Source organism: Streptomyces sp. NPDC039424 (assembly GCF_055639495.1).
In genome coordinates, this window is record NZ_JBVKAI010000004.1 from 413,456 (window position 1) to 434,591 (window position 21,136).

Annotated in this window: 18 protein-coding genes; 4 read left to right on the plus strand and 14 right to left on the minus strand. The window is 72.2% G+C overall.

Annotated elements, in window-relative coordinates; translation table 11 throughout:
- Nucleotides 1-38: 38 nt before the first annotated feature.
- Entirely contained in the window at nt 39-1,250 is a 1,212-nt protein-coding gene (locus ACZ7L0_RS13175) for a glycosyltransferase (protein WP_471242749.1), read from the plus strand.
- A gap of 99 nt (nt 1,251-1,349) precedes the next feature.
- Here ACZ7L0_RS13175 and ACZ7L0_RS13180 read toward each other — a convergent pair whose 3' ends face one another.
- Nucleotides 1,350-2,390 carry a hypothetical protein gene (locus ACZ7L0_RS13180; protein ID WP_471242538.1) on the minus strand — a complete coding sequence of 347 codons (1,041 nt, stop codon included), beginning with the start codon at nt 2,388-2,390 and terminating at the stop codon, nt 1,350-1,352.
- Nucleotides 2,391-2,621: 231 nt separating this feature from the next.
- Nucleotides 2,622-5,201: an aminopeptidase N gene (gene pepN / locus ACZ7L0_RS13185; protein ID WP_471242539.1), complete on the minus strand. Its 2,580-nt coding sequence runs from the start codon at nt 5,199-5,201 to the stop codon at nt 2,622-2,624.
- Nucleotides 5,202-5,338: 137 nt separating this feature from the next.
- Between pepN and ACZ7L0_RS13190 the strand changes: the two genes are divergently transcribed.
- Complete coding sequence (locus ACZ7L0_RS13190) at nt 5,339-6,001, plus strand: mycothiol-dependent nitroreductase Rv2466c family protein (protein ID WP_471242540.1); 663 nt, start codon at nt 5,339-5,341, stop codon at nt 5,999-6,001.
- A gap of 3 nt (nt 6,002-6,004) precedes the next feature.
- Here ACZ7L0_RS13190 and ACZ7L0_RS13195 read toward each other — a convergent pair whose 3' ends face one another.
- Genes ACZ7L0_RS13195 through ACZ7L0_RS13235 form a run of 9 tightly spaced genes read right to left on the minus strand, consistent with a single transcriptional unit; the run spans nt 6,005 to nt 14,846 of the window.
- Complete coding sequence (locus ACZ7L0_RS13195) at nt 6,005-6,211, minus strand: hypothetical protein (RefSeq protein ID WP_471242541.1); 207 nt, start codon at nt 6,209-6,211, stop codon at nt 6,005-6,007.
- Nucleotides 6,212-6,246: 35 nt separating this feature from the next.
- Nucleotides 6,247-7,674 carry an FGGY family carbohydrate kinase gene (locus tag ACZ7L0_RS13200; protein WP_471242542.1) on the minus strand — a complete coding sequence of 476 codons (1,428 nt, stop codon included), beginning with the start codon at nt 7,672-7,674 and terminating at the stop codon, nt 6,247-6,249.
- A 29-nt stretch (nt 7,675-7,703) separates the two neighbouring features.
- Nucleotides 7,704-8,735 (minus strand): 2-hydroxyacid dehydrogenase, encoded by a 1,032-nt coding sequence (locus ACZ7L0_RS13205; RefSeq protein ID WP_471242543.1) that lies wholly within the window; start codon nt 8,733-8,735, stop codon nt 7,704-7,706.
- Entirely contained in the window at nt 8,732-9,802 is a 1,071-nt protein-coding gene (locus tag ACZ7L0_RS13210; protein ID WP_471242544.1) for an ABC transporter ATP-binding protein, read from the minus strand. Before ACZ7L0_RS13210 ends, ACZ7L0_RS13205 begins: the two co-directional genes overlap by 4 nt.
- Entirely contained in the window at nt 9,780-10,607 is an 828-nt protein-coding gene (locus ACZ7L0_RS13215) for a DeoR/GlpR family DNA-binding transcription regulator (protein ID WP_471242545.1), read from the minus strand. Before ACZ7L0_RS13215 ends, ACZ7L0_RS13210 begins: the two co-directional genes overlap by 23 nt.
- Nucleotides 10,607-11,704, minus strand: coding sequence for an ABC transporter ATP-binding protein (locus ACZ7L0_RS13220; RefSeq protein WP_471242546.1), 1,098 nt, complete (start codon nt 11,702-11,704; stop codon nt 10,607-10,609). Before ACZ7L0_RS13220 ends, ACZ7L0_RS13215 begins: the two co-directional genes overlap by 1 nt.
- Nucleotides 11,701-12,531 (minus strand): carbohydrate ABC transporter permease, encoded by an 831-nt coding sequence (locus ACZ7L0_RS13225; protein WP_471242547.1) that lies wholly within the window; start codon nt 12,529-12,531, stop codon nt 11,701-11,703. The genes ACZ7L0_RS13220 and ACZ7L0_RS13225 overlap by 4 nt, the downstream gene beginning before the upstream one ends.
- Entirely contained in the window at nt 12,528-13,415 is an 888-nt protein-coding gene (locus ACZ7L0_RS13230) for a carbohydrate ABC transporter permease (protein ID WP_471242548.1), read from the minus strand. Before ACZ7L0_RS13230 ends, ACZ7L0_RS13225 begins: the two co-directional genes overlap by 4 nt.
- Before the next feature lie 6 nt (nt 13,416-13,421).
- Nucleotides 13,422-14,846, minus strand: a complete 1,425-nt coding sequence (locus ACZ7L0_RS13235; RefSeq protein ID WP_471242549.1) for an ABC transporter substrate-binding protein — start codon at nt 14,844-14,846, stop codon at nt 13,422-13,424.
- A gap of 164 nt (nt 14,847-15,010) precedes the next feature.
- Here ACZ7L0_RS13235 and ACZ7L0_RS13240 point away from each other — a divergent pair, with 164 nt between their 5' ends.
- Both ACZ7L0_RS13240 and ACZ7L0_RS13245 read left to right on the plus strand, forming a co-directional pair.
- The gene (locus ACZ7L0_RS13240; RefSeq protein WP_471242550.1) at nt 15,011-16,459 is read left to right on the plus strand and encodes an FGGY-family carbohydrate kinase; all 1,449 of its coding nucleotides are present in this window, start codon (nt 15,011-15,013) and stop codon (nt 16,457-16,459) included.
- Complete coding sequence (locus ACZ7L0_RS13245; protein WP_471242551.1) at nt 16,456-17,067, plus strand: histidine phosphatase family protein; 612 nt, start codon at nt 16,456-16,458, stop codon at nt 17,065-17,067. The genes ACZ7L0_RS13240 and ACZ7L0_RS13245 overlap by 4 nt, the downstream gene beginning before the upstream one ends.
- 1 nt (nt 17,068) lies before the next feature.
- Here ACZ7L0_RS13245 and ACZ7L0_RS13250 read toward each other — a convergent pair whose 3' ends face one another.
- The 3 genes from ACZ7L0_RS13250 to ACZ7L0_RS13260 are packed head-to-tail and all read right to left on the minus strand — an operon-like array spanning nt 17,069 to nt 21,083.
- On the minus strand, nt 17,069-17,707 hold the full coding sequence (locus tag ACZ7L0_RS13250) for a response regulator (protein ID WP_471242552.1): 639 nt from the start codon (nt 17,705-17,707) through the stop codon (nt 17,069-17,071).
- Nucleotides 17,704-18,894, minus strand: coding sequence for a sensor histidine kinase (locus ACZ7L0_RS13255; RefSeq protein ID WP_471242553.1), 1,191 nt, complete (start codon nt 18,892-18,894; stop codon nt 17,704-17,706). The genes ACZ7L0_RS13250 and ACZ7L0_RS13255 overlap by 4 nt, the downstream gene beginning before the upstream one ends.
- Nucleotides 18,895-18,899: 5 nt before the next feature.
- On the minus strand, nt 18,900-21,083 hold the full coding sequence (locus ACZ7L0_RS13260; RefSeq protein WP_471242554.1) for an MMPL family transporter: 2,184 nt from the start codon (nt 21,081-21,083) through the stop codon (nt 18,900-18,902).
- Between the last annotated feature and the right edge of the window lie 53 nt (nt 21,084-21,136).

Sequence of the window (21,136 nt, forward strand, 5' to 3'; positions counted from 1 at the left end):
AGGCGGGTGGTCGTGTGCGCGCGAGGCACGGACTGCGTGTGCTCTCGGTCTACGAGGGCTTCTTCTCCGGCGGAGCCCGGATCGTCCACAGTGACGCGGTGCTGGGGCTGGTCGAAGGCGGCCGGCAACGGCACCGGGTGCTGAGCATCCATGGTGAGGTGCACCGGGAGGCCACCCGGCAGCGCATGGAGGACGACACCTGCTACCGGGCGCTCACGGCCGGCGGCGTCGAGGTCACCTCGCTGGACCGCACCGCCGGGCTGGTCGACGGGTCCCTCGCGGCGGCGGTTTTCAGCGGCCCGGAACTGGCCGAAACGGCCCGGGCCATGGCAGAGGCGGACGTGATCCTCTCCCTGAAGGAACAGCCGCTCGCCCTCCTCAACCAGGCCGGCCTGCCCCGCCGCCCCGTAGTGGTCTGCCTCCACCGCTCCGACCCCGAGAACCAGGGCCCGGCACTGGCCGAACTGAAGGCCGCCATCGCCGACGGCACGGTGGCCGCCTGCGTCTGCTGCGCCGAGTCGACCCGGGACGCGTACGAGGCCGCCGGGATCCCCGGTGAGCTGCTGCACGTCATCCCCAACGGCGTGGATCTTCTGCGGTTCCGGCCCGACGCGAGGGCGCGGGTCGCGTTCCGGGCCTCGCTCGGCATCCCGGCCACCGCACCGGTCGTCGTCTTCGCCGCCCGATACGCCGCCATGAAGAACGTCACCCTCTTCCTGCGCGCCGCTCGCACCTGGCTGGCGCGCGAGGGCGGCGGGCACGTGGTGATGTGCGGTGCCGGGATGACCGACGGCAATCCGGCCCTGTGGGCGGACATCGCCGTCGCGTTCGGCGACGAGGAGCGGGCGCTGCGCGAGCGCGTGCACCTGCTCGGGGTGCGGCGGGACATGGAGGCCGTCTACGCCGGTTCCGACGTCGTCGCCCTCACCTCGTCCTCCGGCGAGGCGGCCCCGCTCTGCCTGATCGAGGGCATGATGTGCGGTGCCGTCCCCGTCACGACCGACGTCGGCGACAGCGCCGCCATCGTGGCCGGGCTCGGTTTCGTCACCCCGCCGGACCCGGGGGCCATCGCTCTCGCCTGGGCCGGTGCGATCACCGGCCGCGCGGACCTCGCCCCTGCCCTGACCCGCAGCCGCGAGCGATTCAGCCGCACCCGCATGATCGCGGCCTACGCCGCCCTGCTCGACGCGGTACACGCCTCGCATACGGGCGAGGTACGCGAGGGACTCCGTCCGGGCTCGGGAGGCTGACCGGCGACCGTGCCCACGCGCGCACGAGGAGGGGCCACCGGGATGATCCTCATCCCGGTGGCCCCTCTTCTCCCCTCCTGGTTGCGCCCCGGTCCGGCACTAGCGGGGCAGGACCATGACGTACGCGGCGGGATCGCGGTCCGTCGAGGCCATCAGGGCGGTGCGGATGATGGTCGCCTGCTGTTCCATCGAGTCCCGGAGCTTTTTCGGGGTGATGTGGACGACCGTGATGCCGAGGCGTTCGAGGTGCTCGCGCTTGCGGGCGTACTCGGACCACATGGCGTCCTCCTCCTGCCGGGGTGCCCGCGTGTCGAGTTCGAGGGCCACCGCCTGGTCTGGCCAGTACGCGTCGAGGCCGCCGAGGAGCGGGCCGCCGGGGAGGCGGAGGTCCACGTTCCAGATCGGGTCCGGGAGGCCGTACTCGCGCACCATCCGGTACAGGCGGTTCTCCGCCACCGCGCGGCCCTCCGCCAGCAGCGAGTCCACCGCGTCCACCACGTGTGAGCGGGAGAGCAGCTTCGCCTGGGTCAACTCCCGCACCACGGAGGCGGGTTCGCAGTGTCCCGCGCGTACCGCCTCCGTGAGCAGGCCGCGCACCACGCCCGCGTCCGACAGTCCGGCCACCGCGTCCGCCAGGGCGCGCGGCACCGGCGCCACCGGCAGGCCCGTCACCTGGCGGGGGGCCGGAAGGCCGGGCGTGCGGATGATGTGGACGTAGCCGGTGGAGCGCAGGCGGCGCAGGCGGGGGACCAGGACGTCGATGTGCTCCAGGGACAGCAGGGGCGGGGTGGAGGTGAAGCCGTACAGGGCGAGGGCGGCGAGGCCCGTGATCATCACCTCCGGGTAGGCCTGGGGGTGGGGGGTGTCCGCGTCGGGCTGGGTGGGGACGCCGGCCGGGCCGGACTCCCGCGCCGCGTAGATCAGCGCCGCGTGCAGGCGCTCCTCGCTGGTCGGCGGGCCGGGGTGGAGCAGGGTGACTCCGGGGAGGAGCTGCTGCCAGGGGCCGCCGGTGCGGCACTGCTCGTTCAGTTCGGCGGTCGTCACGCCGTGGGAGCGGAGCTGGGCCGTGGTCATCACGCGGCGGTGCACCTGGGAGAGGTGGCGGAGGGGGCGGGGGGAGAGCGGGGTGTTGTGCGTCATGACCTTCCGATTCCCTCGCCTGATCCCACCCTTAACCGCTGTTACATGCTCGTCGACAAATACGGACAAGGCAGCACTAAAGGACGGATGTTCGGGTGCCGAGTAGGCAGGGAAAACCCCTGGTCCGTTCAGGTGCGGACCAGGGGTTACGGTTCTTATTGCCTGAATTCCGTAACGGTCACCGACCGACCAATCTCAGGCCAAAGGTCGAGGTCGGGCCGGGGGCGGACCTCAGGCAGGAGCCGCCTCCGCGTCGCAGGCCTGCCCCCGCAGCCCCCGCGCCAGGTCGTCCCGGGCCTCCAGTACCAGCCGGCGCAGGGCCGGGGCCGCGTCCTGATGGGCCGTCAGCCAGGCGTCCGTCGCCGCCAGCGTCTGAGGCGAGTCCTGGTAGGAAGGGAACAGGCCCCGGACCACGTCCATACCGATCTGGATCGACCGCTCGGTCCAGACCCGCTCGATCGCCGCGAAGTACTTCTGGGCGTACGGTGCCGTCAGCTCTCGCTGCGAGGGCTGGGTGAAGCCCGCGATGGTGGCCTCCACCAGGGCGTTCGAGAGCGCGTCCGACTCCACCACCTGCGCCCACGCCTGCGCCTTCACCGCCGCCGAGGGGCGGGCCGCGAGGCAGCGGACCTGGTGGCGCTTGCCGGAGGCCGTGTCGTCGCGGGCCAGTTCGGCCGCCAGCACGGCCTCGTCCGCGACACCGTGGGAGGCCAGCGGCTCCAGGAACGCCCAGCGCAGCTCCTGGTCCACGTCGAGTCCGTCGATCTCGGCGGTGCCGTCCAGCAGGCCCTTCAGCAGGAGCAGGTCGTCCTCGCCCTCGGCCACCGCCGCGAAGAAGCGCGCCCAGGCCAGCTGGTGTTCGCTGCCCGGTTCGGCCGCGCGGAGCTCGCGCAGCGCGCCCTCGGCGAGCAGCCGCTCGCCGGCCGGCCGCCAGTCCGGGGCCGCGTAGTGGACCACCGCCGAGCCGGCCCACGCGTGCAGCATCTGCAGCACGCCGATCTCCGACTCACGGCCCGCGAAGCGCAGCACCAGGTCGATGAAGTCCCGGGCCGGCAGCAGCGCGTCCCGGGTCATGTTCCACAGGGCCGACCAGCACAGGGCGCGGGCCAGCGGGTCGGTCACCGCGCCCAGGTGCTGCCGGAGCGTGGCCAGCGAGGTCTCGTCGAAGCGGATCTTGCAGTAGGTGAGGTCGTCGTCGTTGACGAGTACGAGCTCCGGGGCTTCGGCGCCCGCCAGCTCCGTCACCACCGTGCGCGGGCCCGCGACATCCGTCTCCACGCGCGCGTACCGCTCCACCGAGCCCGAGGGCGTACGGCGGTACAGGCCCACCGCCACCCGGTGCGGGCGCAGCTCCGGGTGCGACTCCGGGGCCTCCTGGAGCACGGCCAGCTCGTCGATCCGGCCCTCCTCGTCCAGCAGCACCTGCGGGGTCAGCGAGTTGACCCCGGCGGTCTGGAGCCAGGAGCGCGCCCAGACGGCCATGTCCCGGCCGCTGGTCTCCTCGAGGACCGACAGCAGGTCGCCGAGGCGCGTGTTGCCGTACGCGTTGCGCTTGAAGTAGCGGCGGGCGCCCTCCAGGAAGGCGTCCTGGCCGACGTACGCCACCAGCTGCTTGAGCACCGAGGCGCCCTTGGCGTAGGTGATGCCGTCGAAGTTGAGCTTGGCGTCCTGCAGATCGCGGATGTCGGCGGTGACGGGGTGGGTGGAGGGCAGCTGGTCGGCGCGGTAGGCCCAGGCCTTGCGGCGGTTGGCGAAGGTGATCCAGCCGGTCTTGAAGCGGGTCGCGCCGACCGTCGCGAAGGCGCCCATGAAGTCCGCGAAGGACTCCTTGAGCCACAGGTCGTCCCACCACTCCATGGTGACCAGGTCGCCGAACCACATGTGCGCCATCTCGTGCAGGATGACGTTGGCCCGGCTCTCGTACGACGCCTGCGTCACCTTCCCGCGGAAGATGTACTCCTCGCGGAAGGTCACCAGACCGGGGTTCTCCATCGCGCCGAGGTTGTACTCGGGCACGAACGCCTGGTCGTACTTCCCGAAGGGGTACGGGTAGTCGAAGTGGTCGTGGAAGAAGTCCAGGCCCTGCTTGGTGATCAGGAAGACGTCGTCGGCCTCGAAGTAGGGGGCCAGGCCCTTGCGGCACATGGCGCCGAGCGGGATCTCCAGCTTCGTCCCGTCCTCGAACACCCGCTCGTACGAGTCGGTCACGTAGTGGTACGGGCCCGCCACCACACAGGTGATGTACGTCGAGATCGGCTTCGTCTCCGCGAAACGCCAGACGCCGTCGGTGCGTTCGCCCTCGCCGTTGCTCCAGACCGTCCAGCCCTCCGGCGCCCGCACCTCGAAGCGGAAGGGGGCCTTGAGGTCCGGCTGCTCGAAGTTCGCGAAGACGCGGCGGGAGTCGGCCGGCTCGTACTGGGTGTAGAGGTAGACCTCTCCGTCCTCGGGGTCGACGAAGCGGTGCAGCCCCTCGCCGGTGCGGGAGTAGGCGCAGCGGGCGTCCACGACCAGCTCGTTCTCGGCGGCCAGGTCCTCCAGGGCGATCCGGGTGCCGTCGAAGACCTCGCCGGGGTCGAGGTCCCTGCCGTTGAGGGAGACGGCGGTCACGCTCGGCGCGATCAGGTCCGCGAAGCTGCTCGCGCCGGGCTCGTTGCAGCGGAAGCGGATCGTGGTGACCGAGCGGAAGGTGCGCGGCTCGCCGTCCCCGTCGCCGACGGCCGACCGCAGGTCCAGGGACACCTCGTATCCGTCGACGGACAGCAGGGCGGCCCGCTCCCGGGCCTCGTCGCGGGACAGATTCTCACCGGGCACGGGCGGCAACTCCCTCATCGTCGGGTGTACGGCTGAACAGCACCGATCCTGCCATGTGGCCCTGACGGCGGACAGCGGGAATGGCGTCGGCGACCGTGGTGTTGCCGCAGGAAACGACCCGCTTTTCGAGGAGAGCCATGTCCGAGTCCACGACCGCCTCCGGCAAGACCCCTGTCGACTTCTGGTTCGACCCGTCGTGCCCCTGGGCCTGGATGACCTCCCGGTGGGTGCTGGAAGTGGAGAAGGTCCGGGACATCGAGGTCCGCTGGCACATCATGAGCCTCGCGGTGCTGAACGAGAACCGGCTGGACGAGCTGCCGGAGGAGTACCGCGAGTGGCTCGCCACCAAGGCGTGGAAGCCGGTGCGCGTGGTGACCGCGGCCTGGCAGAAGCACGGCGCCGACGTCCTCGGCCCCCTTTACACCGCGCTCGGCACCCGCTTCCACAACAACGGCGAGGGCCCGACCCTGGAGGCCATCGCGGGCGCCCTCGCGGACGCCGGCCTGCCCGCCGACCTGATCGACTACGCCGAGCAGGAGGACTTCGAGTTCGACGCCGAGCTGCGCGCCTCCCACAAGGAGGGCATCGAGAAGGTCGGCCAGGACGTCGGCACCCCGGTGATCGCGGTGCCGGGCCCCGACGGCGAGCAGATCGCCTTCTTCGGTCCGGTCGTCACCCCCGCCCCGAAGGGCGAGGAGGCGGCCCGCCTCTGGGACGGCACCCTGGCGGTCGCCTCCGTCCCGGGCTTCTACGAGATCAAGCGGACCCGGACCAAGGGGCCGGACTTCAGCAACCTCTGACCGTCATGTCTCCTCGGGAGGGGGGAACCAGCCGCCGTCGGTCCAGTTCCAGCTGCGCTGGTACCGGCGGCACCCCTCCCGGGTGCAGCGGACGTAGGCCTCGGGCGCGTGGCGCGGCTTCTCCTTGCGGACGTACTCCTTCTCCTCGTCGGTGAGCCCGCGGAACGCCTGCAGCGGGCCGCCGCAGCTCGGGCATCGCTTGAACTCCATGTGCCGCCTCTCGTCACGTTCGGGCCACGACGCGGTCACCGCCGCGCGCGGTTCCTCGCTTGTGCCAGTCGCTCCAGATGCTCCTCGTAGCCCTTGGCGTAGTACGCCGCCCGGTCCGCGTCCGGCTCCACGACCGCCGTGGGCCGGGTCCAGGAGGCCGCGTCCAGCGGGATGCCGTACCGCTCGGCGGCCGCCAGCACCGCGCCGCGGGCGCCGACCTCGCCCTCGACCACGCGCAGGGGCCGGCCCAGCACGTCCGCCAGCAGCCGCATCCAGGCGGGGCTGCGGGTGCCGCCGCCGCACACCGCGAGGGTGCCGGTCAGACCGGCGGCGGCCAGACAGTGCCGGGCCGCGTAGCCGATGCCCTCGCAGGTCGCGCGGATCAGGTCGGCTGGGGTCGACTCCAGGCAGACGCCGGTGAGTTCGGCGCGCAGCCGGGGTTCGACGAACGGGGCGCGCTCGCCGGAGGGCGCGAAGTAGGGCAGGACGCGGACGCCGTGGGCGCCGGGCGGGGTGTCCGCCAGCAGGGCGTCCACCTCGTCGTGGTGCACTCCCGTCGTGGACAGCACCCAGTCCAGGGCGGCCGTGCCGACCATCGCGGGCATCGCGCGCAGCCAGTGGCCGGGGCGGTCGGTGGAGATGTACAGGCCGGCCGGTTCCCCGGTCAGGTCCAGGTCGGTGGTGGCGACCAGGCTCGCCAGGCAGGTGCCGACGATCAGCAGACCGTCGCCGGGCCGCGTCACTCCGGCGCCGAGCGCGCAGGCGGGGAGGTCGTACGGTCCGTTCGCGAGCCGGGTGCCCGGCGGCAGGCCCTCGGAGCTCGCCTCGCCGGTAGCCACCGGGTCGCTGACGGGGGCGAGCAGCCGCCTGCGATGGGTCAGGCCGAGCAGCTCGACGACCCCGTTGTCGTACGACCGGGTGCGCGGGTCGAGGAACGGCATCGACGCGTCCGACACGTCCGTGACGGCCCGCGCCGCGCCCGTCAGACGCTGGAAGACCATGTCCTTGCAGTAGACGGCCGAGGCCGCCGCGTCCAGGGACTTCGGCTCGTGGCGGTCGAGCCAGGCCAGCAGGGGGCCGGGGCAGCCCGGGAACATGGCGCTGCCGGTGCGCCGGAACACCGTCTCGAAGGTGCCGTCCGCCAGCCACCGGTCGAGCAGCTCGTGCGCCCGGCCGTCCATCCAGGAGGCCGCCGGCCGCACCGGGCGGCCCTCTGCGTCCACCAGCCACACCCCGTCGCCCTGCCCGGTCAGTCCGGCGAGCTCCACCGGCTCCGGCACCCGCTCGGTCAGCGCGGCGAGTACGGCGACGACCGCCTCGTACACCTCCGCCATGTCCTGCTCGACGTGCCCGCCGTGCAGGGCGAGGCCCACCGGGCGCGCCTCGACGGCCAGCTGGCGGCCCGTCTCGTCGTACGCGGCGGCCTTCACCATGGACGTGCCCACATCGATTCCGACGTACATGTCACCTCCCGAGGTCGATTGCCGGCCGTTCAGGTCAGACAGTGCGCGAGCGGCTCCCCGCGCACCCAGCGCCCCACCTCCGCGGCGGCGATCCGCGCCGCCTTCTCCGCCACCGCCCGGCTTGCCCCGCCGAGATGGGGCGTCAGTACGACGCGCTCGGCCAGCCCCGTCAGCCGGGAGTCCGCGGGGAGCGGCTCGCGCGCGTAGGTGTCCAGGGCCGCCGCCGACAGCCGCCCGCTCTCCAGCGCGTCGCACAGCGCGTCCTCGTCCAGGAGCGGACCGCGCGCCGCGTTCACCACCACCGCGCCCGGCGGCAGCAGCGCCAGTTCGCGGGCGCCGATCAGCCCGCGCGTCTCGTCGGTGAGCCGGGCGTGCAGGGTGACCACCCGGGAGCGGCGCAGCAGCTCGTCCAGGGAGGCCAGGCGCAGACCGTGCACCTCCCCGCGCACATACGGGTCGTACACCATCACCCGCGCCCCGAAGGCGCACAGCACCCGTGCGACCCGGCTGCCCACCGCCCCGTACCCGACCAGGCCGACCGGCAGGTCCTCCAGCTCCAGGCCGCTGTGCTCGTAGGTGTAGTAGGTCGCCCCGGCCCAACTGCCCTGCCGGGCGAGGAGTTCGTGGGCCTGGGGGATGCGGCGCAGCGCGGCCAGGAGCAGGCCGACGGTGAACTCGGCGGTGGCGGCGGCGTTGCGGCCGGGCGCGAAGCAGACCCGGACGTCGTGCCGCCCGGCCGCGTCCAGGTTGACGTTCACCGGGCCGCCCCGGCAGACCACGACCAGCCGCAGGCGGGGGCAGGCGGCGAGGACGCGTTCGGTCACCGGGCCCATCTGGGTCACCAGCACCTCCGCGTCCGCGAGCGCGTCGATCAGCTGCTCCTCGGCGTCGCTGGCCTCGTTCACCTCGGCGACCGGGCCGAAGGGCTCCAGGGGCCAGCCGAGAGTCACCTCCTCGACATCGCAGGGCGCTTCGTCGGCGAGCGCCTGCGTGATGAGCGACGGCAGGACGAAGTGGTCACCGGCGGCCACGACACGCACGCTGCTGGCGGAGGTCGTCAAAGGGAGTCTCCCGTCTCGGCGTCGAAGACATGGGTGAGCCCGGGCGTCACCCGGACCCGCTCGTCGTGCGCGAGGCGCACCTCGGGTTCGGTGAGGACGACGAGGGGGCGCTCCACCCCGTCGAGGGCGAGGGTGGCGATGCCCGACTCCAGCAGCGGCTCGTGGGCCACCACCCGGGCGGGGATGCCGTCCGCACCCGTCAGCTCGAGGTCCTCCGGGCGGATCCCGACCACCACCGCGCGGCCGGCGGCCACCGGGACCGGGAGCGGGACGCGGACGGTGCCGGAGAGGCGGGCGTGGCCGTCGTCCGTGGCGATACCGGGCAGCAGGTTGACGGCGGGCTCGCCGACGAAGTCCGCGACGAAGGTGTTGGCGGGGCTGTCGTAGATCTCGTACGGCGTGCCCAGCTGCTGGATCACGCCGTCCCTCATCACCGCGATCCGGTCGGCGAGGGAGAGGGCCTCCTCCTGGTCGTGCGTGACCAGGATGGTGGTGTGGCCCAGGTCCCGCTGGATCCGCTTGAGTTCGCGGCGGGTGGCGTCGCGCTGGGCGGCGTCCAGATGGGACAGCGGCTCGTCGAGGAGGAGCACGTCCGGCTCGCGGATCAGGGCGCGGGCCAGGGACACCCGCTGCTTCTGGCCGCTGGACAGGCCGGCCGGGCGGGCGTCGAGGATGCCGGTGAGGTCGACCCGCTCGGCGATCTCGGCGACCTTGCGGGCCACGTCCTTCCTGGCCTTACCTCTGCGCGCCTTCAGCCCGAACGCCAGGTTCTCCGCCACCGTCAGCGGCGGGTACAGCGCGTAGTTCTCGAACGCCACCCCGATGTTCCGCTCCTGCGCGGGCCGCCCCACCACCGAGGCCCCGCCGACCAGGATGTCCCCGCCGGTCACCGCCTCCAGGCCCGCGATCATCCGCAGGGTGGTGGACTTGCCGCAGCCGGACGGGCCGAGCAGCCCGAGCAGTTCCCCCGACTCCAGTCTCAGGTCCAGTCCGCGCACCGCGTCCACCGCCGGGCGGCTCCGCGACCGGTAGGTCTTGCGCAGCTCACGTAACTCCAGCGCGGTCATCGCCCTCCTTCTTCGCGGCGGCGCACACCTCGTAGGGCACCTTGTGTTCGTCCAGGTCGCGCAGCGCCTCCTCGGAGGCCCCGTCGTCCACCAGCAGCAGGTCGAAACGGGAGAGCGGGGCGACCCGGTGCAGGGCGACCCGGCCCAGCTTGGTGTGGTCGACCAGCAGGACATTGCGGGCGGCCGAGTCGAGCATCGCCCGCTTCACCGAGACGATGTGCTGCTCCTGGTGGTAGGCGTAGCCGCCGCGCACGGCCGACGTCGAGGCGAAGCACACGTCCACCCGCAGCTGCTGCACGGCCTCCACGCAGGACACCCCGAGGAAGGAGGAGTGCAGCGGGTCGTAGTCGCCGCCGAGCGCCATCAGGTGGATGCCCCGCTGGTCCGACAACAGGTTGATCGCCTCCAGGAAGTTGGTGACGACCGTGAGCGGGGTGATCTCGCCGAGCCGGAGCCTGCGCGCTATCTCCAGGGTTGAGGTGGAGTCGTCGAGGAGGATGGCCATGCCGGGCTCTATCGAGCGCAGCGCGTGATCGGCGATCGCGGCCTTCTGCGCCCGCATGGTCTTCAGCCGGTACTGCACGTTCGACTCGAACACCCCGGACGGCTGCGCGGTCACCCCGCCCCTGAACTTCCTCACGATCCCCTGCCGTTCGAGCTCGTCGAGGTCGCGGTGGATGGTCATCAGGCTCACCCCGAAGCGTTCGGCGAGTTCGGCCGCGGTGGCCGAGCCGTCGGCCAGTACGCGTTCGGCCATGGCGGCCTGGCGGGCCGCGGGGCCCTGCTGTGCTCCACTGCTGCTCATCACGTGCTCTTCCCGATCCGTCGTCCTGGGCGCTGTGGCCGGTCGGCCTCGAACACCAGCAGGTTCTCAGGCCGGACGGCCAGACGGACGGGATCGTCGGGACGCAGTCCGGCCGCGGCGGCCCGGGGCACGACGAGCGACACATGCTGCTCGCCGAGCCGCACGGTGACCTCGACCGAGCGGCCCAGCACCTCGGTGACGTAGACCGTGCCGGTGAGTTCATGGCCGTCGCCGCCCAGGGCGATGTCCCGGGGGCGTACGCCCACGAGCACCTCGCCGCCCGTGGACGCCCTTACCGGGAGCGGCAGTTCGACCTTCCCGTCCGCCGACCGGAAGCCGCCGTCGGCGGTCACCGTGCCGGGCAGCAGGTTGATCCGGGGCCGCCCGAAGGCCCGCGCGACCTCGGTGTCGTACGGCCGGTACCAGATGTCCTCCCGGGTCCCCGTCTGCACGATCGACCCGTCGCGGATGACCCCGATCCGGTCCCCGAGGGCCAGGGCCTCCACCGAGTCGTGGGTGACGTACAGGGTGGTCGTGCGCCGCACCGCGCCGATCGCCTTCAGCTCGGCCCGCATCTGCTGGCGCAGCTTGGCGTCGAGGTGGGAGAGGGGCTCGTCGAGGAGGAAGGCGCGGGCGGGGCGGACCAGGACCCGGCCGAGGGCGACGCGCTGCCGCTGCCCGTTGGACAGCTGCCCGACCTGGCGGTCCAGCAGGGCGCCGATGCCGAGGAGTTCGGCGATGGCGCCGACCCGGTCACGGGCTTCGGCGGCGGGCAGCCGGTGCCGGGGGGAGCGGAGCGGGGAGGCGAGGTTGTCGTACACCGAGCGGTGCGGGTAGAGGGCGTAACTCTCGAAGCACATGGCCACCCCCCGGTCGTACGGCTCCACCCCGCGCATGTCCCGGCCGTCGATCTCGACCGTGCCCGAGTCGGGCTGTTCGAGACCGGCGACCGTCTTCAGGGTGGTGGTCTTGCCGGCACCGGAGGGGCCGAGGAGGCAGAAGAACTCCCCCTCCCGGACGTCCAGTTCGAGGCCGTCGAGGGCGGTGGTCCGCCCGTAGGCCTTGCGGACGCCCCGCAGTGCGATCGCCGTGCTCACGACTTCACCGCCCCGAACGACAGCCCCCGCACCAGATACCGCTGGATGGTCAGCGCCAGCAGCAGCGGCGGGACCACGGACACCAGCGCGGCGGCGGCCGTGAGGTTGTACTTGGGCCGGTCGCCGCCCAGGAAGGACAGCGCGCCCACGGTCACCGTCTGGGCCTCGTTGGAGGTGAGGATGAGCGGGAAGACGAAGTTGTTCCAGGCGAAGATGAACGCCAGCAGCGACACGGCCGCGATGCCGGGCTTCACCAGCGGCAGGGCGACCTTGAAGAACGCCTGCTTGCGGGTGTACCCGTCCAGCAGGGCCGCCTGTTCCAGCTCCGGGGTCAGGTCGGCGAAGTAGGACCGCATGATCCACACGATCAGCGGCAGGGTGACCAGTTGCAGCACCCACACCATGCCGACGTACGTGTCGAACAGCCCGAGGTTCTGGTACAGCACGAACAGCGGGATGATCACGGTGAGTTCGGGCGCGAACCGGAACGACAGCAGTGCGAACATCAGGTTCTCCGAGCCCCTGAACCGCCAGCGTGCCGAGGCGTACGCCGCCGGAAGGCCGACCACCAGGGAGAGCGCGACCGCGCCCACCGACACCACCAGGCTGTTGACGAAGAACCGCACGAAGGGGATGCCCTCGCTGTCGCCGAGGACGGTCCGGTAGGCGCCGAGGGTCGGGGTGAAGGAGAAGTAGGTGCTGAAGAGCTGGTCGGCGGGTTTCAGGGAGAGGATCACCATCCAGGCGATCGGGAACAGCGCGAAGACGAAGTAGAGGATGAGGGCGGCGTCGGCGAGCCAGCCCAGCAGGCGCTTCTTGTACCTCACTTGACCTCGGCCGCCTTCCGCTGGATCCGCCCCAGATGCCGGACGAGGACCATCGCGGCCAGATACACCACGGCCCACAGCACGATCGTGTAGCTGATCCCGAAGGAGTAGCGCTGGAAGCGGATCGCCTCCAGATACGCCCGGATCTGCAGCACCACCGTGGAGTCGCCGGGCCCGCCCTCCGTCAGGGCGTAGATGATGTCGAACACCTTCAGCGAGTCCATGAACCGGAAGATCACCGCGACCAGCACATAGGGCCACAGCATCGGCAGGGTCAGCCGCCGGAAGGTGTACCACCAGCGGGCGCCGTCGACGGCAGCCGCCTCGAAGGGGGAGGCGGGCAGGGAGCGCAGCCCGGCCAGGGCGAGGATCGCCACGAACGGGGTGTAGACCCACACGTCCACGGCGATGGACGACAGCAGCGCCCCCGTCGGGGTGTCGGTCCACTGGACCCCGCCGAGGCCGAAGGGCCTCAGCACATGGTTGACCACCCCCACCGACGGCTGGAGCATCAGCTTCCAGATGATCGCCGCGATCACCGGGGCGATCATCAGGGGCAGGATCAGGATCTTCTCCAGGATCCGGCCGACCAGCGACGACCGGTGCAGCAGCAGGGCGACCGCGACCCCGAGGACCGTCTCCACGGCGGCGGCGCCGACCGCGTACAGCACCGTGACCCAGGCCGAGTTCCAGAAGGCGTCCTGTGTGAAGACGGTCTCGTAGTTGTGGAGGCGGACCATGTCCGGCTGCGGTTTGCTCGCCGAGAAGTCGAACAGCGTGTAGTAGAGGCCGAGCCCGAAGGGGTAGAGGATCCCGCAGGTCAGGAGCAGTGCCGGGACGATCAGGACGTAAGGACGCAGGGTGAGCCGCCAGCCCGTGCCCATCCGCGCTCAGCCCACCTTCGGGGCGAGGTCGCTCGCCAGCCCGTTCAGCACCGACCTCGCGCTCTTGCCGCCGTAGATCTCCTGGAGAGCCGCCGCCCAGCTGGTGGTGGCGTCGAAGAACTGGGCCTGCGGGGTGAACTGGATCTTCGTCTGGTCGACGACCGTCTCGAAGGTCTCGATGAAGCCGGGGAGGTGCTTCATCTTGTCCTTGTAGGCGGCGTCCTGGCTGACCGACTTCCGCACCGGGTCGATGTGGTTATGGGTGACGGCGGCCCTGCGCAGGTGCTCCTTGCCGGTGGCCCACTGGAGGAAGAGCCAACTGGCGCTCTTCTTCTTGCTCTTGGCGTTCATGCCGAGCGACCAGATCCACATGTTGGTGGCGAGCGACCCGTCCGGTCCCTTCGGGCCGGGGTGGAAGGCGATCTTCCCGGAGGCGGGGCTCGCGCCCTTCACCGCCTGGAAGTAGGCGGCCGTGTCCGCGTCGAAGAGCATGCCCGCCTTCTTCGCGCCGAGGTCGCTGGAGCACTGGTACCAGGTGTACGAGGTCCACGAGGGCGGCCCGCCCTGCTTGACCATGCCCGCCCAGTCCTGGGTGAAGGCGATGGCCTCCGGGGAGTTCATGGCCGGGGTGAGCTTGCCGCCCTCGACGGTGAAGTCGTGCAGCCCGTTGCGGGCGTACATGGTCATGAAGCCGGGGTGGATGGTCGCCCAGCTGCGCGAGCCGCGTACGGCGATCCCGTACATCCCGTCGTAGCCGGCGCCGGGCGCCTTCCTCTTGATCACCCCGGCGAGCTCGCGCAGCTCGTCGAAGGACTCGGCGGGCTTCAGGCCCAGCTTGCCGAACACCTCGGTGTTGTAGGCGACGACGTTCGTCTCCCACCCCCACGGCAGCGCGTACTGCCCGCCCTGCCCGAGCGGCGCCCCCGCCTTCAGCGACCACTGGTCGGCCTGGAGGAGGTTGGGGAAGAAGTCGGCCCGGTCCCATTCCTCGCCGGTGGCGGAGGAGTTGCGCATCCACGGGCCCAGGTCCTCCAGCCATCCCGGCGGCCCGTACTGCCACACCATGTACGCGCCGAGCATGAAGACGTCGTACGAGGCGCGCCCGCTGGAGAGGTCCACGGTGAGCTTGTCGAAGTAGTTGTCCTCGGGGAAGACGTCGTACTCGACCTTGATGCCGGTCTTCGCGGTGAACGACTTCAGGTCGGCGACGAGGGCGTCCGTGTACGGGTGCTTGTTCAGCAGCGCCTTGACCGTCCTGCCCTTCTCCCGCTTCCAGTCGAAGGAGCCGGTGACGTCGTCCGCGGCCGAGCCGCCGCCCTTGTCGCCGTCGTCGCCGCCGAACCCCGCGCCGCACGCCGTCAGCAGCGGGGCCGCGGCGGTGGCGGCGGTGAGGGCGAGGAAGCGTCGGCGGTCGTGCGCGTGCCTGTCCATCCGTGACCTCCGGAGGGTCGGGGCCGGTCGGGGTTAACACGTCGAGTCGAGTCGATAACAGAGGGTGTAACGGCGGAAGAAGGCCGTCAATCCCTCGTGCAGGGGGAAATCCCAGTGCAGAGTGGGAAGTTCACAGATCCGCTCGCGAAGTGTGGGAGGTCCGGATGGAATCCGGGGACGGGGCGTGGCTGGGAATCGACCTCGGGACGCAGGGCGTTCGCGCGCTGCTCGTGACGGGTGACGGCCGCGTACTCGGCAGCGGCTCGGCCCCGCTGCGGCACGGACGGCGGCAGGGGGTGCGGCACGAACAGGAGCCGGGGGAGTGGTGGGAGGCGGTGTGCGCCGCCGCCCGGCAGGCGCTGCCCGTACGGTGCCCGGTCGGCGGGCTGGCGGTGTGCGGGACCTCCGGGACCGTGCTGCTGACGGACCCGGCCGGGCTGCCGCTCGGGCCCGCGCTGATGTACGACGACGGACGGGCGGCGGCGCAGGCGGCGCGCCTGCGGGCGGCGGGGCTCGCGGTGCAGGACACCTGGGCGCTGCCGAAGGTGCTGTGGCTGCTGGGCAGCGGTGACTCCGGAAAGGTGGCCCACCAGCCCGACCTGATCAACGCCCGCCTCGTCGGTCACCCGGTCCCCACCGATTCCAGCCACGCCCTGAAGACGGCGTACGACCTTCGCCGCGACGCCTGGCCCGAGGTCCCCGGGGTTCCGGCCGGCCTCCTCCCCGGCGTCGTCCGCCCCGGCACCCGCCTCGGCGAGGTCTGCCCGGCCGCCGCCGAGGCCACCGGCATCCCCGCCGGCACGCCCGTCATCGCGGGCATGACCGACGGATGCGCGGCGCAGATCGCCTCCGGGGCGCTGCGCGCGGGGGCCTGGAACTCGGTGCTCGGGACGACGCTGGTGCTGAAGGGGGCCTCCCCGGTCCCGGTGCGCGACGAGACCGGCGTGGTCTACAACCACCGCGCGCCGGACGGGAGCTGGCTGCCGGGCGGCGCCTCCAGCGTCGGCGCCGGGGTGCTGACCGCGCGCTTTCCGGGCGCCGACCCGGCCGCGCTGGACGCCCGCGCCGCCGCCTTCGAGCCCTCGAACGCCGTCGCCTACCCGCTGGTCTCCCCGGGCGAACGCTTCCCGTTCCGCTCCCCGGCAGCCACCGCCCTCCTCCTCGGCGACCCGGTGTCGGACGCCGACCTCTGGGCCGCCCTCCTCCAGGGCGTGGGCCTCGTGGAACGCCTCTGCCTGGACTACCTCCACCACCTCGGCGCCCCCCTCGACGGCCCCCTCACCTTCACCGGCGGAGCCGCCCGCAGCGCCTACTGGAACCAGCTCCGCGCCGACATCCTGGGCCGCCCCGCCCGGGTGCCCGAACAGACCGAACCCGCCCTCGGTATGGCCGCGCTGGCCGCCTACGGCACGGGCGCCGCACCCACCCTCGCCGACGCCGCCGACCGCATGGTCCGCGTCCGCACGGTCGTCGAGCCCCGCCCGGGCCGCCCCGCCCGCTTCACCGAGCCGTACGCCCGCCTCCTCGACGGGCTGGAGGCGCGGGGCTGGCTGCCCGGACCGGTCGCCGCGCACGCACGCGCCCGCCTCGACCGGAATACTGCCGACTCATGAGCACCGCACTCCTGCTGGCCCGGCACGGGCAGACCGTCTGGCACGCCGAGAACCGCTACGCCGGGGTGAGCGACATCGCGCTCACCGACACCGGCCGGGAGCAGGCCGAGGCACTCGGGCGGTGGGTCGCCGCGCACCCGCTCGACGCGATCTGGACCTCCCCGCTCTCCCGGGCGGTCGCCACCGCCGAGCCCGCCTGCCGCGCCCTCGGGCTCACCCCGCACCGCGAACCGGGCCTGCGGGAATGCGACTTCGGGGTGGTGGAGGGCCGTACGCTCGCCGAGTTCGCCGCCGAGGACCCGGCCGCCGCGGACGCCTTCCGCGCCGACCCGGTCGCCCACCCCTTCCCCGGCGCCGAGGACCCCCGCGCCGCCGCCGCCCGGGGCACGGCCGCCCTGCGCGGCATCGCCGCCGCCCACCCCGGGCAACGCGTCCTCGTCGTCGCCCACAACACCCTGCTGCGGCTGGTGCTGTGCTCGCTGCTGTCCATCCCGCCCGCCGAGTACCGCCGGGTGTTCCCGCGGCTGCGGAACGGGGCGGTGAGCGAGGTCCGTATCGACGGGGACACCGCTTCGCTGCTGTCGCTGAACGTGCCCTGCGAGCCGTAGTTCAGGGCCGTGGCAGCAGCCCCCGTTCCATCGCCACCACCACCGCCCGCGTCCGGTCGTTCACGTCCAGCTTGGCGAACAGCCGGAGCAGATGTGTCTTGACGGTGGCCTCCGAGATGACCAGGCGGCGGCCGATCTCGGCGTTGGTCAGCCCGTCGGCGACCGCGCCGAGGACATCGGTCTCGCGGGCGGTCAGCGGCTCCTGCGCCGGGCGCCGCATACGGGCGACCAGTTTCTCCGCCACCCGGGGCGCCAGGACGGTCTCCCCGCGCGCCGCCGCCCGGATCGCGTCGGCGAGCTGCTCGCGGGTGGTGTCCTTCAGCAGGTAGCCGATGGCGCCGGCCTCGACGCACCGTTCGATGTCGGCGTCGGTGTCGTAGGTCGTCAGGATCAGTACCCGGGTGCGCGGGTGGCGGGCGACGATCTCCGTTGTCGTGGTGACACCGTCCAGCTTCGGCATCCGCAGGTCGACCAGGGCCACGTCGGGGGCGTGCCGGGCCACGAGGTCGAGGGCCGCGCGGCCGTCACCCGCCTCGCCGACGATCTCGATACCCTCCTCGCCGTCGAGCAGGGCGACCACCCCGGCCCGCATCACGGTGTGGTCGTCCACCACGACGACCCGCAGCCTGTCCCCGCTCATACCGCCCCCTCCCCGCCCGACGGCAGCACCGCCAGGATCCGTGTCCCGTCCCCGACCGAACTGGTCACCGTCAGCCGGCCGCCCAGCTCCGCCAGCCGTTTGCGCATACCGTCCAGCCCGAACCCCGTCGAGGTCTCCACCACGAACCCGGTGCCGTCGTCGGTGACCTCCAGTTCCACCCCGTACGGGCGCCGGGCCAGCACCACGCCGACCGTGGAGGCGCGGGCGTGCTTGCGCACGTTGGCCAGGGACTCCTGGGTGCAGCGCAGCACCGCGATCCGGGTCGGCTGGTCGCAGTCGAGGTCGGCCAGCTCGGCCTCCACGGTGAGCCCGGTGTCCTCCGCGAACCGGTCCAGGATCCGGCGCAGGGTGTCGGCCACGGAACCGGCCGCCGCCCCTCCCGGCTGCCGGCCGGAGCCGACCAGCTCCCGGGCCTCGGCGAGGTTCTCCCGCGCGGTGGACTCGATGGACCGCAGCTGCCGGGACGTCCGGGCGGGATCGGTGGCGAGCCCCGCCCGGGCGGCCTCGGCGAGGACCACGATGGACGCGAAGCCCTGCGCGAGGGTGTCGTGGATCTCCCGTGCCATCCGCTCCCGCTCGTCGGCCGCGCCCTGCCGCAGGTGCGCCTCGGTCAGCTCCGCCTGTGTGTGCTCCAACTCGACGATGAGCCGGGCGCGTTCGGTGCTCTGCTCGACCACCGCGCGCGCCCACAGCCCGATCAGCACCCCCACCGCCACCACGATCAGCGTGCCCACGACGGTCTCGCCGAAGAACTCCCCCGACCAGCCCTGCCGCATCCAGCTGCAGGTCAGCGTGGTCGCGGTGGCAAGCCCGAGGAATCCCAGCGAGATCCTCGGGGTCCGCCCGAACATCCAGTAGTGCGGCAACGTCACCATGAACAGCGCCGCGTAGCTGGTGCGCAGATACGCCAGGCCGCCGAGCGCCAGTGCCAGCACCATGAGGTATCCGTGCGGCCGTACGACGGAGTTGTCCGGGAAGCGGTGCAGGACGGCGAAGCTCACCGTGACGGCGCCGAGCAGCGCGAGTGCCGCGTACCTGCTCCCGCCGTCGCCCAGCGCGGTGATACCCACGGCCATCGCGGCGAACAGCACCCAGCACACGGCGTTCCATCTGCGCAGTGCGGTGGCCCAGAGGGCGTCGGAGGCGGGCCCGGCGAGAGCGGTCATGACGGTCAACGTACGTCGGCCAGCGCGTGGTCGGCGGGGAGTTCGGCGGTTCGTCCCGCCTTCACCGGCCACCAGCTCCGCTCGCCGAGCAGCAGCAGCGCCGAGGGCAGGATCAGGACACGTACCACGAAGGCGTCGAGCAGCACGGCCGCCGCGAGGACGAAGCCGATCTGCTTCATCTCGATGATGTGCAGGAAGACGAAGCTGACGAAGACGGTGGTCATGACGACCGCGGCACTGGTCACCACGCTCGCGGACCTGCGGATGCCGTCGAGCACCGCCTGCCGGGTGGGCGTACCGGCGACGACCGCCTCCCTGATCCGGCTGACCACGAACACCTGGTAGTCCATCGACAGCCCGAAGAGGATCACGAACAGGAACAGCGGCACGCGCGAGCCGACCGATCCGGTGGAGCGGAAGTCCAGCAGTCCCTCGGCCCAGGTGTGCTGGAAGACCAGGACCAGCAGTCCGAGCGCGGCCGCCGCCGACAGCAGGTTCAGGACGACGCCGATCAGGCCGAGGACGACGGAGCGGAACGCGTACAGCGTCATCAGGAACGTCACCAGGAGCAACGCCCCGAGTACGAGGGGCAGTTTGCCGTTCTGGTGGGCCGGATAGTCGGTGTAGCGGGCGACGTCGCCGGTCACGCCGTACTCGGCGCCCGGGATCTCGCCGACCGTGGCGGGCAGGTAGTCGTCCCGGAGGTGGTCCAGGGAGGTGTACGCCTGCCGGGAGTTGCCGAGGTGGGGCACCCTCAGCTCCAGGGTGGCGATCCGGTGGTCGGCGGAGACCCGGATCCGGGAGGCGTCGGTGAACAGCGGGTCGGCGGCGGCCCGCCGGGCCAGTGCGCGCAGTCGGGTGCCGACCTCGGCGGCCTGCGCGGCGTCGGCCCGTACGACGATCTGGTGGGTGACCCGATGCTCGGGGAACGCCTCGTTCAGCCGGTCGTACACCCGCATCGCGGGGATCGCGCGGGAGTGCGTGTCCCGGCTCATCTCGGTGATCTTCAGGCCGGTGAGCGGGAGGACGAGGGCGAGCAGGGCGATGAGCGAGCAGCAGAGCGTGGCGAGCGGGTGCCGGGCGGCGGGCCGCAGCAGCGCCGGCCAGAACCGGCCGCCGTCCTCGCTCCGGATCCGCCGGGCGGGCTTCCCGCGTGCCGCCCGCCGTCGCGCCGCCCGCTCGGCCCGCCTGCCCAGCAGGGTCAGCAGGGCGGGCAGGGCGGTCAGCGAGCTGGCCACCGCGACCAGGACGACCACGACCGTGCCGGTGGCGAGCGAGGAGAAGATGACGTCGGAGGCCAGGTACAGGGTGGCGGTGGAGGCGACGACCGCGAGCCCGGAGACGACCACGGCCCGCCCGGAGGTGGCCGCGGCCAGCTCCACCAGCGCCTCGGAGCCGAGCCGGCCACCAAAGCGGGCCCGCTCCTCCCGCTCCCGCTTGAGGTGGAACAGCGTGTAGTCGACGCCGACCGCGAGCCCGATCATCAGGATCACGTTCGTGCCGACCCCGGCGTCCGGAGTCAGGTGCGAGGCGACCATCGACAGTCCGACGGCCGCCGCGATCGACGACAGCGCGAGCAGCAGCGGTACCGCGGCCATGGTGACCGAGCCGAAGACGACCAGCAGCGTGACCAGGGTGACCGGCAGCGTGATCTTCTCGGAGAGGGCCAGGTCGTCGCCGCGCTGCTGGTCGACCCCCTTGCTGATGGAGGGGGACCCGGTCTCCTGGAGCAGCAGCCCGGGGTGGTCCTCCTGGACGGCGGTGGTCTGCGCGAGAAGCGCGTCCACCTTGTCCTTGGCGTCCCGTTCCTCACCCTTGACGGACACCTCGACCATGAGGACGCGGCCGTCGGAGGACCGTACCGGCGCGGCCACGCCCGCGACCTCGGGCAGCCGCTTCATACGGGCGCTCAGGTCCCGCGCGGCGGAGGCGGCGGCCCGGTCGTCCAGGGCGCCCGAGCGCGCCGAGATCAGCACCTGCTCGGTGGACAGGCGCTCCAGATGCCCCTCGGCCGCCATGGCCTCGGCGTGGCCCGCCTCGCCGACCCGGTAGTCGGCCGTCCTGGCGCTGTCGATTCCGACGGCGCTGCCGGCACCCAGGCACAACGCGACGAACAGCAGCCAGCCGACGACCGCCTTCCAGGGGTGCCGCGCACTCCAGCACGCGATGCGTACAGTCAGTGATTTCATGCCCTACAGCCTTGCTGCGCAAGGCAGTTGGGGGACACGGGCACCCGGTTGAA

Coding starts and splice junctions, on each gene's coding strand:
- ACZ7L0_RS13200 (WP_471242542.1), bottom strand. CDS start 7,674: ATGTACGTCGGAATCGATGTGGGCACGTCCATGGTGAAGGCCGCCGCG.
- ACZ7L0_RS13215 (WP_471242545.1), bottom strand. CDS start 10,607: ATGAGCAGCAGTGGAGCACAGCAGGGCCCCGCGGCCCGCCAGGCCGCC.
- ACZ7L0_RS13250 (WP_471242552.1), bottom strand. CDS start 17,707: ATGAGCGGGGACAGGCTGCGGGTCGTCGTGGTGGACGACCACACCGTG.
- ACZ7L0_RS13195 (WP_471242541.1), bottom strand. CDS start 6,211: ATGGAGTTCAAGCGATGCCCGAGCTGCGGCGGCCCGCTGCAGGCGTTC.
- ACZ7L0_RS13190 (WP_471242540.1), top strand. CDS start 5,339: ATGTCCGAGTCCACGACCGCCTCCGGCAAGACCCCTGTCGACTTCTGG.
- ACZ7L0_RS13240 (WP_471242550.1), top strand. CDS start 15,011: ATGGAATCCGGGGACGGGGCGTGGCTGGGAATCGACCTCGGGACGCAG.
- ACZ7L0_RS13210 (WP_471242544.1), bottom strand. CDS start 9,802: ATGACCGCGCTGGAGTTACGTGAGCTGCGCAAGACCTACCGGTCGCGG.
- ACZ7L0_RS13245 (WP_471242551.1), top strand. CDS start 16,456: ATGAGCACCGCACTCCTGCTGGCCCGGCACGGGCAGACCGTCTGGCAC.
- ACZ7L0_RS13255 (WP_471242553.1), bottom strand. CDS start 18,894: ATGACCGCTCTCGCCGGGCCCGCCTCCGACGCCCTCTGGGCCACCGCA.
- ACZ7L0_RS13260 (WP_471242554.1), bottom strand. CDS start 21,083: ATGAAATCACTGACTGTACGCATCGCGTGCTGGAGTGCGCGGCACCCC.
- ACZ7L0_RS13230 (WP_471242548.1), bottom strand. CDS start 13,415: ATGGGCACGGGCTGGCGGCTCACCCTGCGTCCTTACGTCCTGATCGTC.
- ACZ7L0_RS13235 (WP_471242549.1), bottom strand. CDS start 14,846: ATGGACAGGCACGCGCACGACCGCCGACGCTTCCTCGCCCTCACCGCC.
- ACZ7L0_RS13180 (WP_471242538.1), bottom strand. CDS start 2,390: ATGACGCACAACACCCCGCTCTCCCCCCGCCCCCTCCGCCACCTCTCC.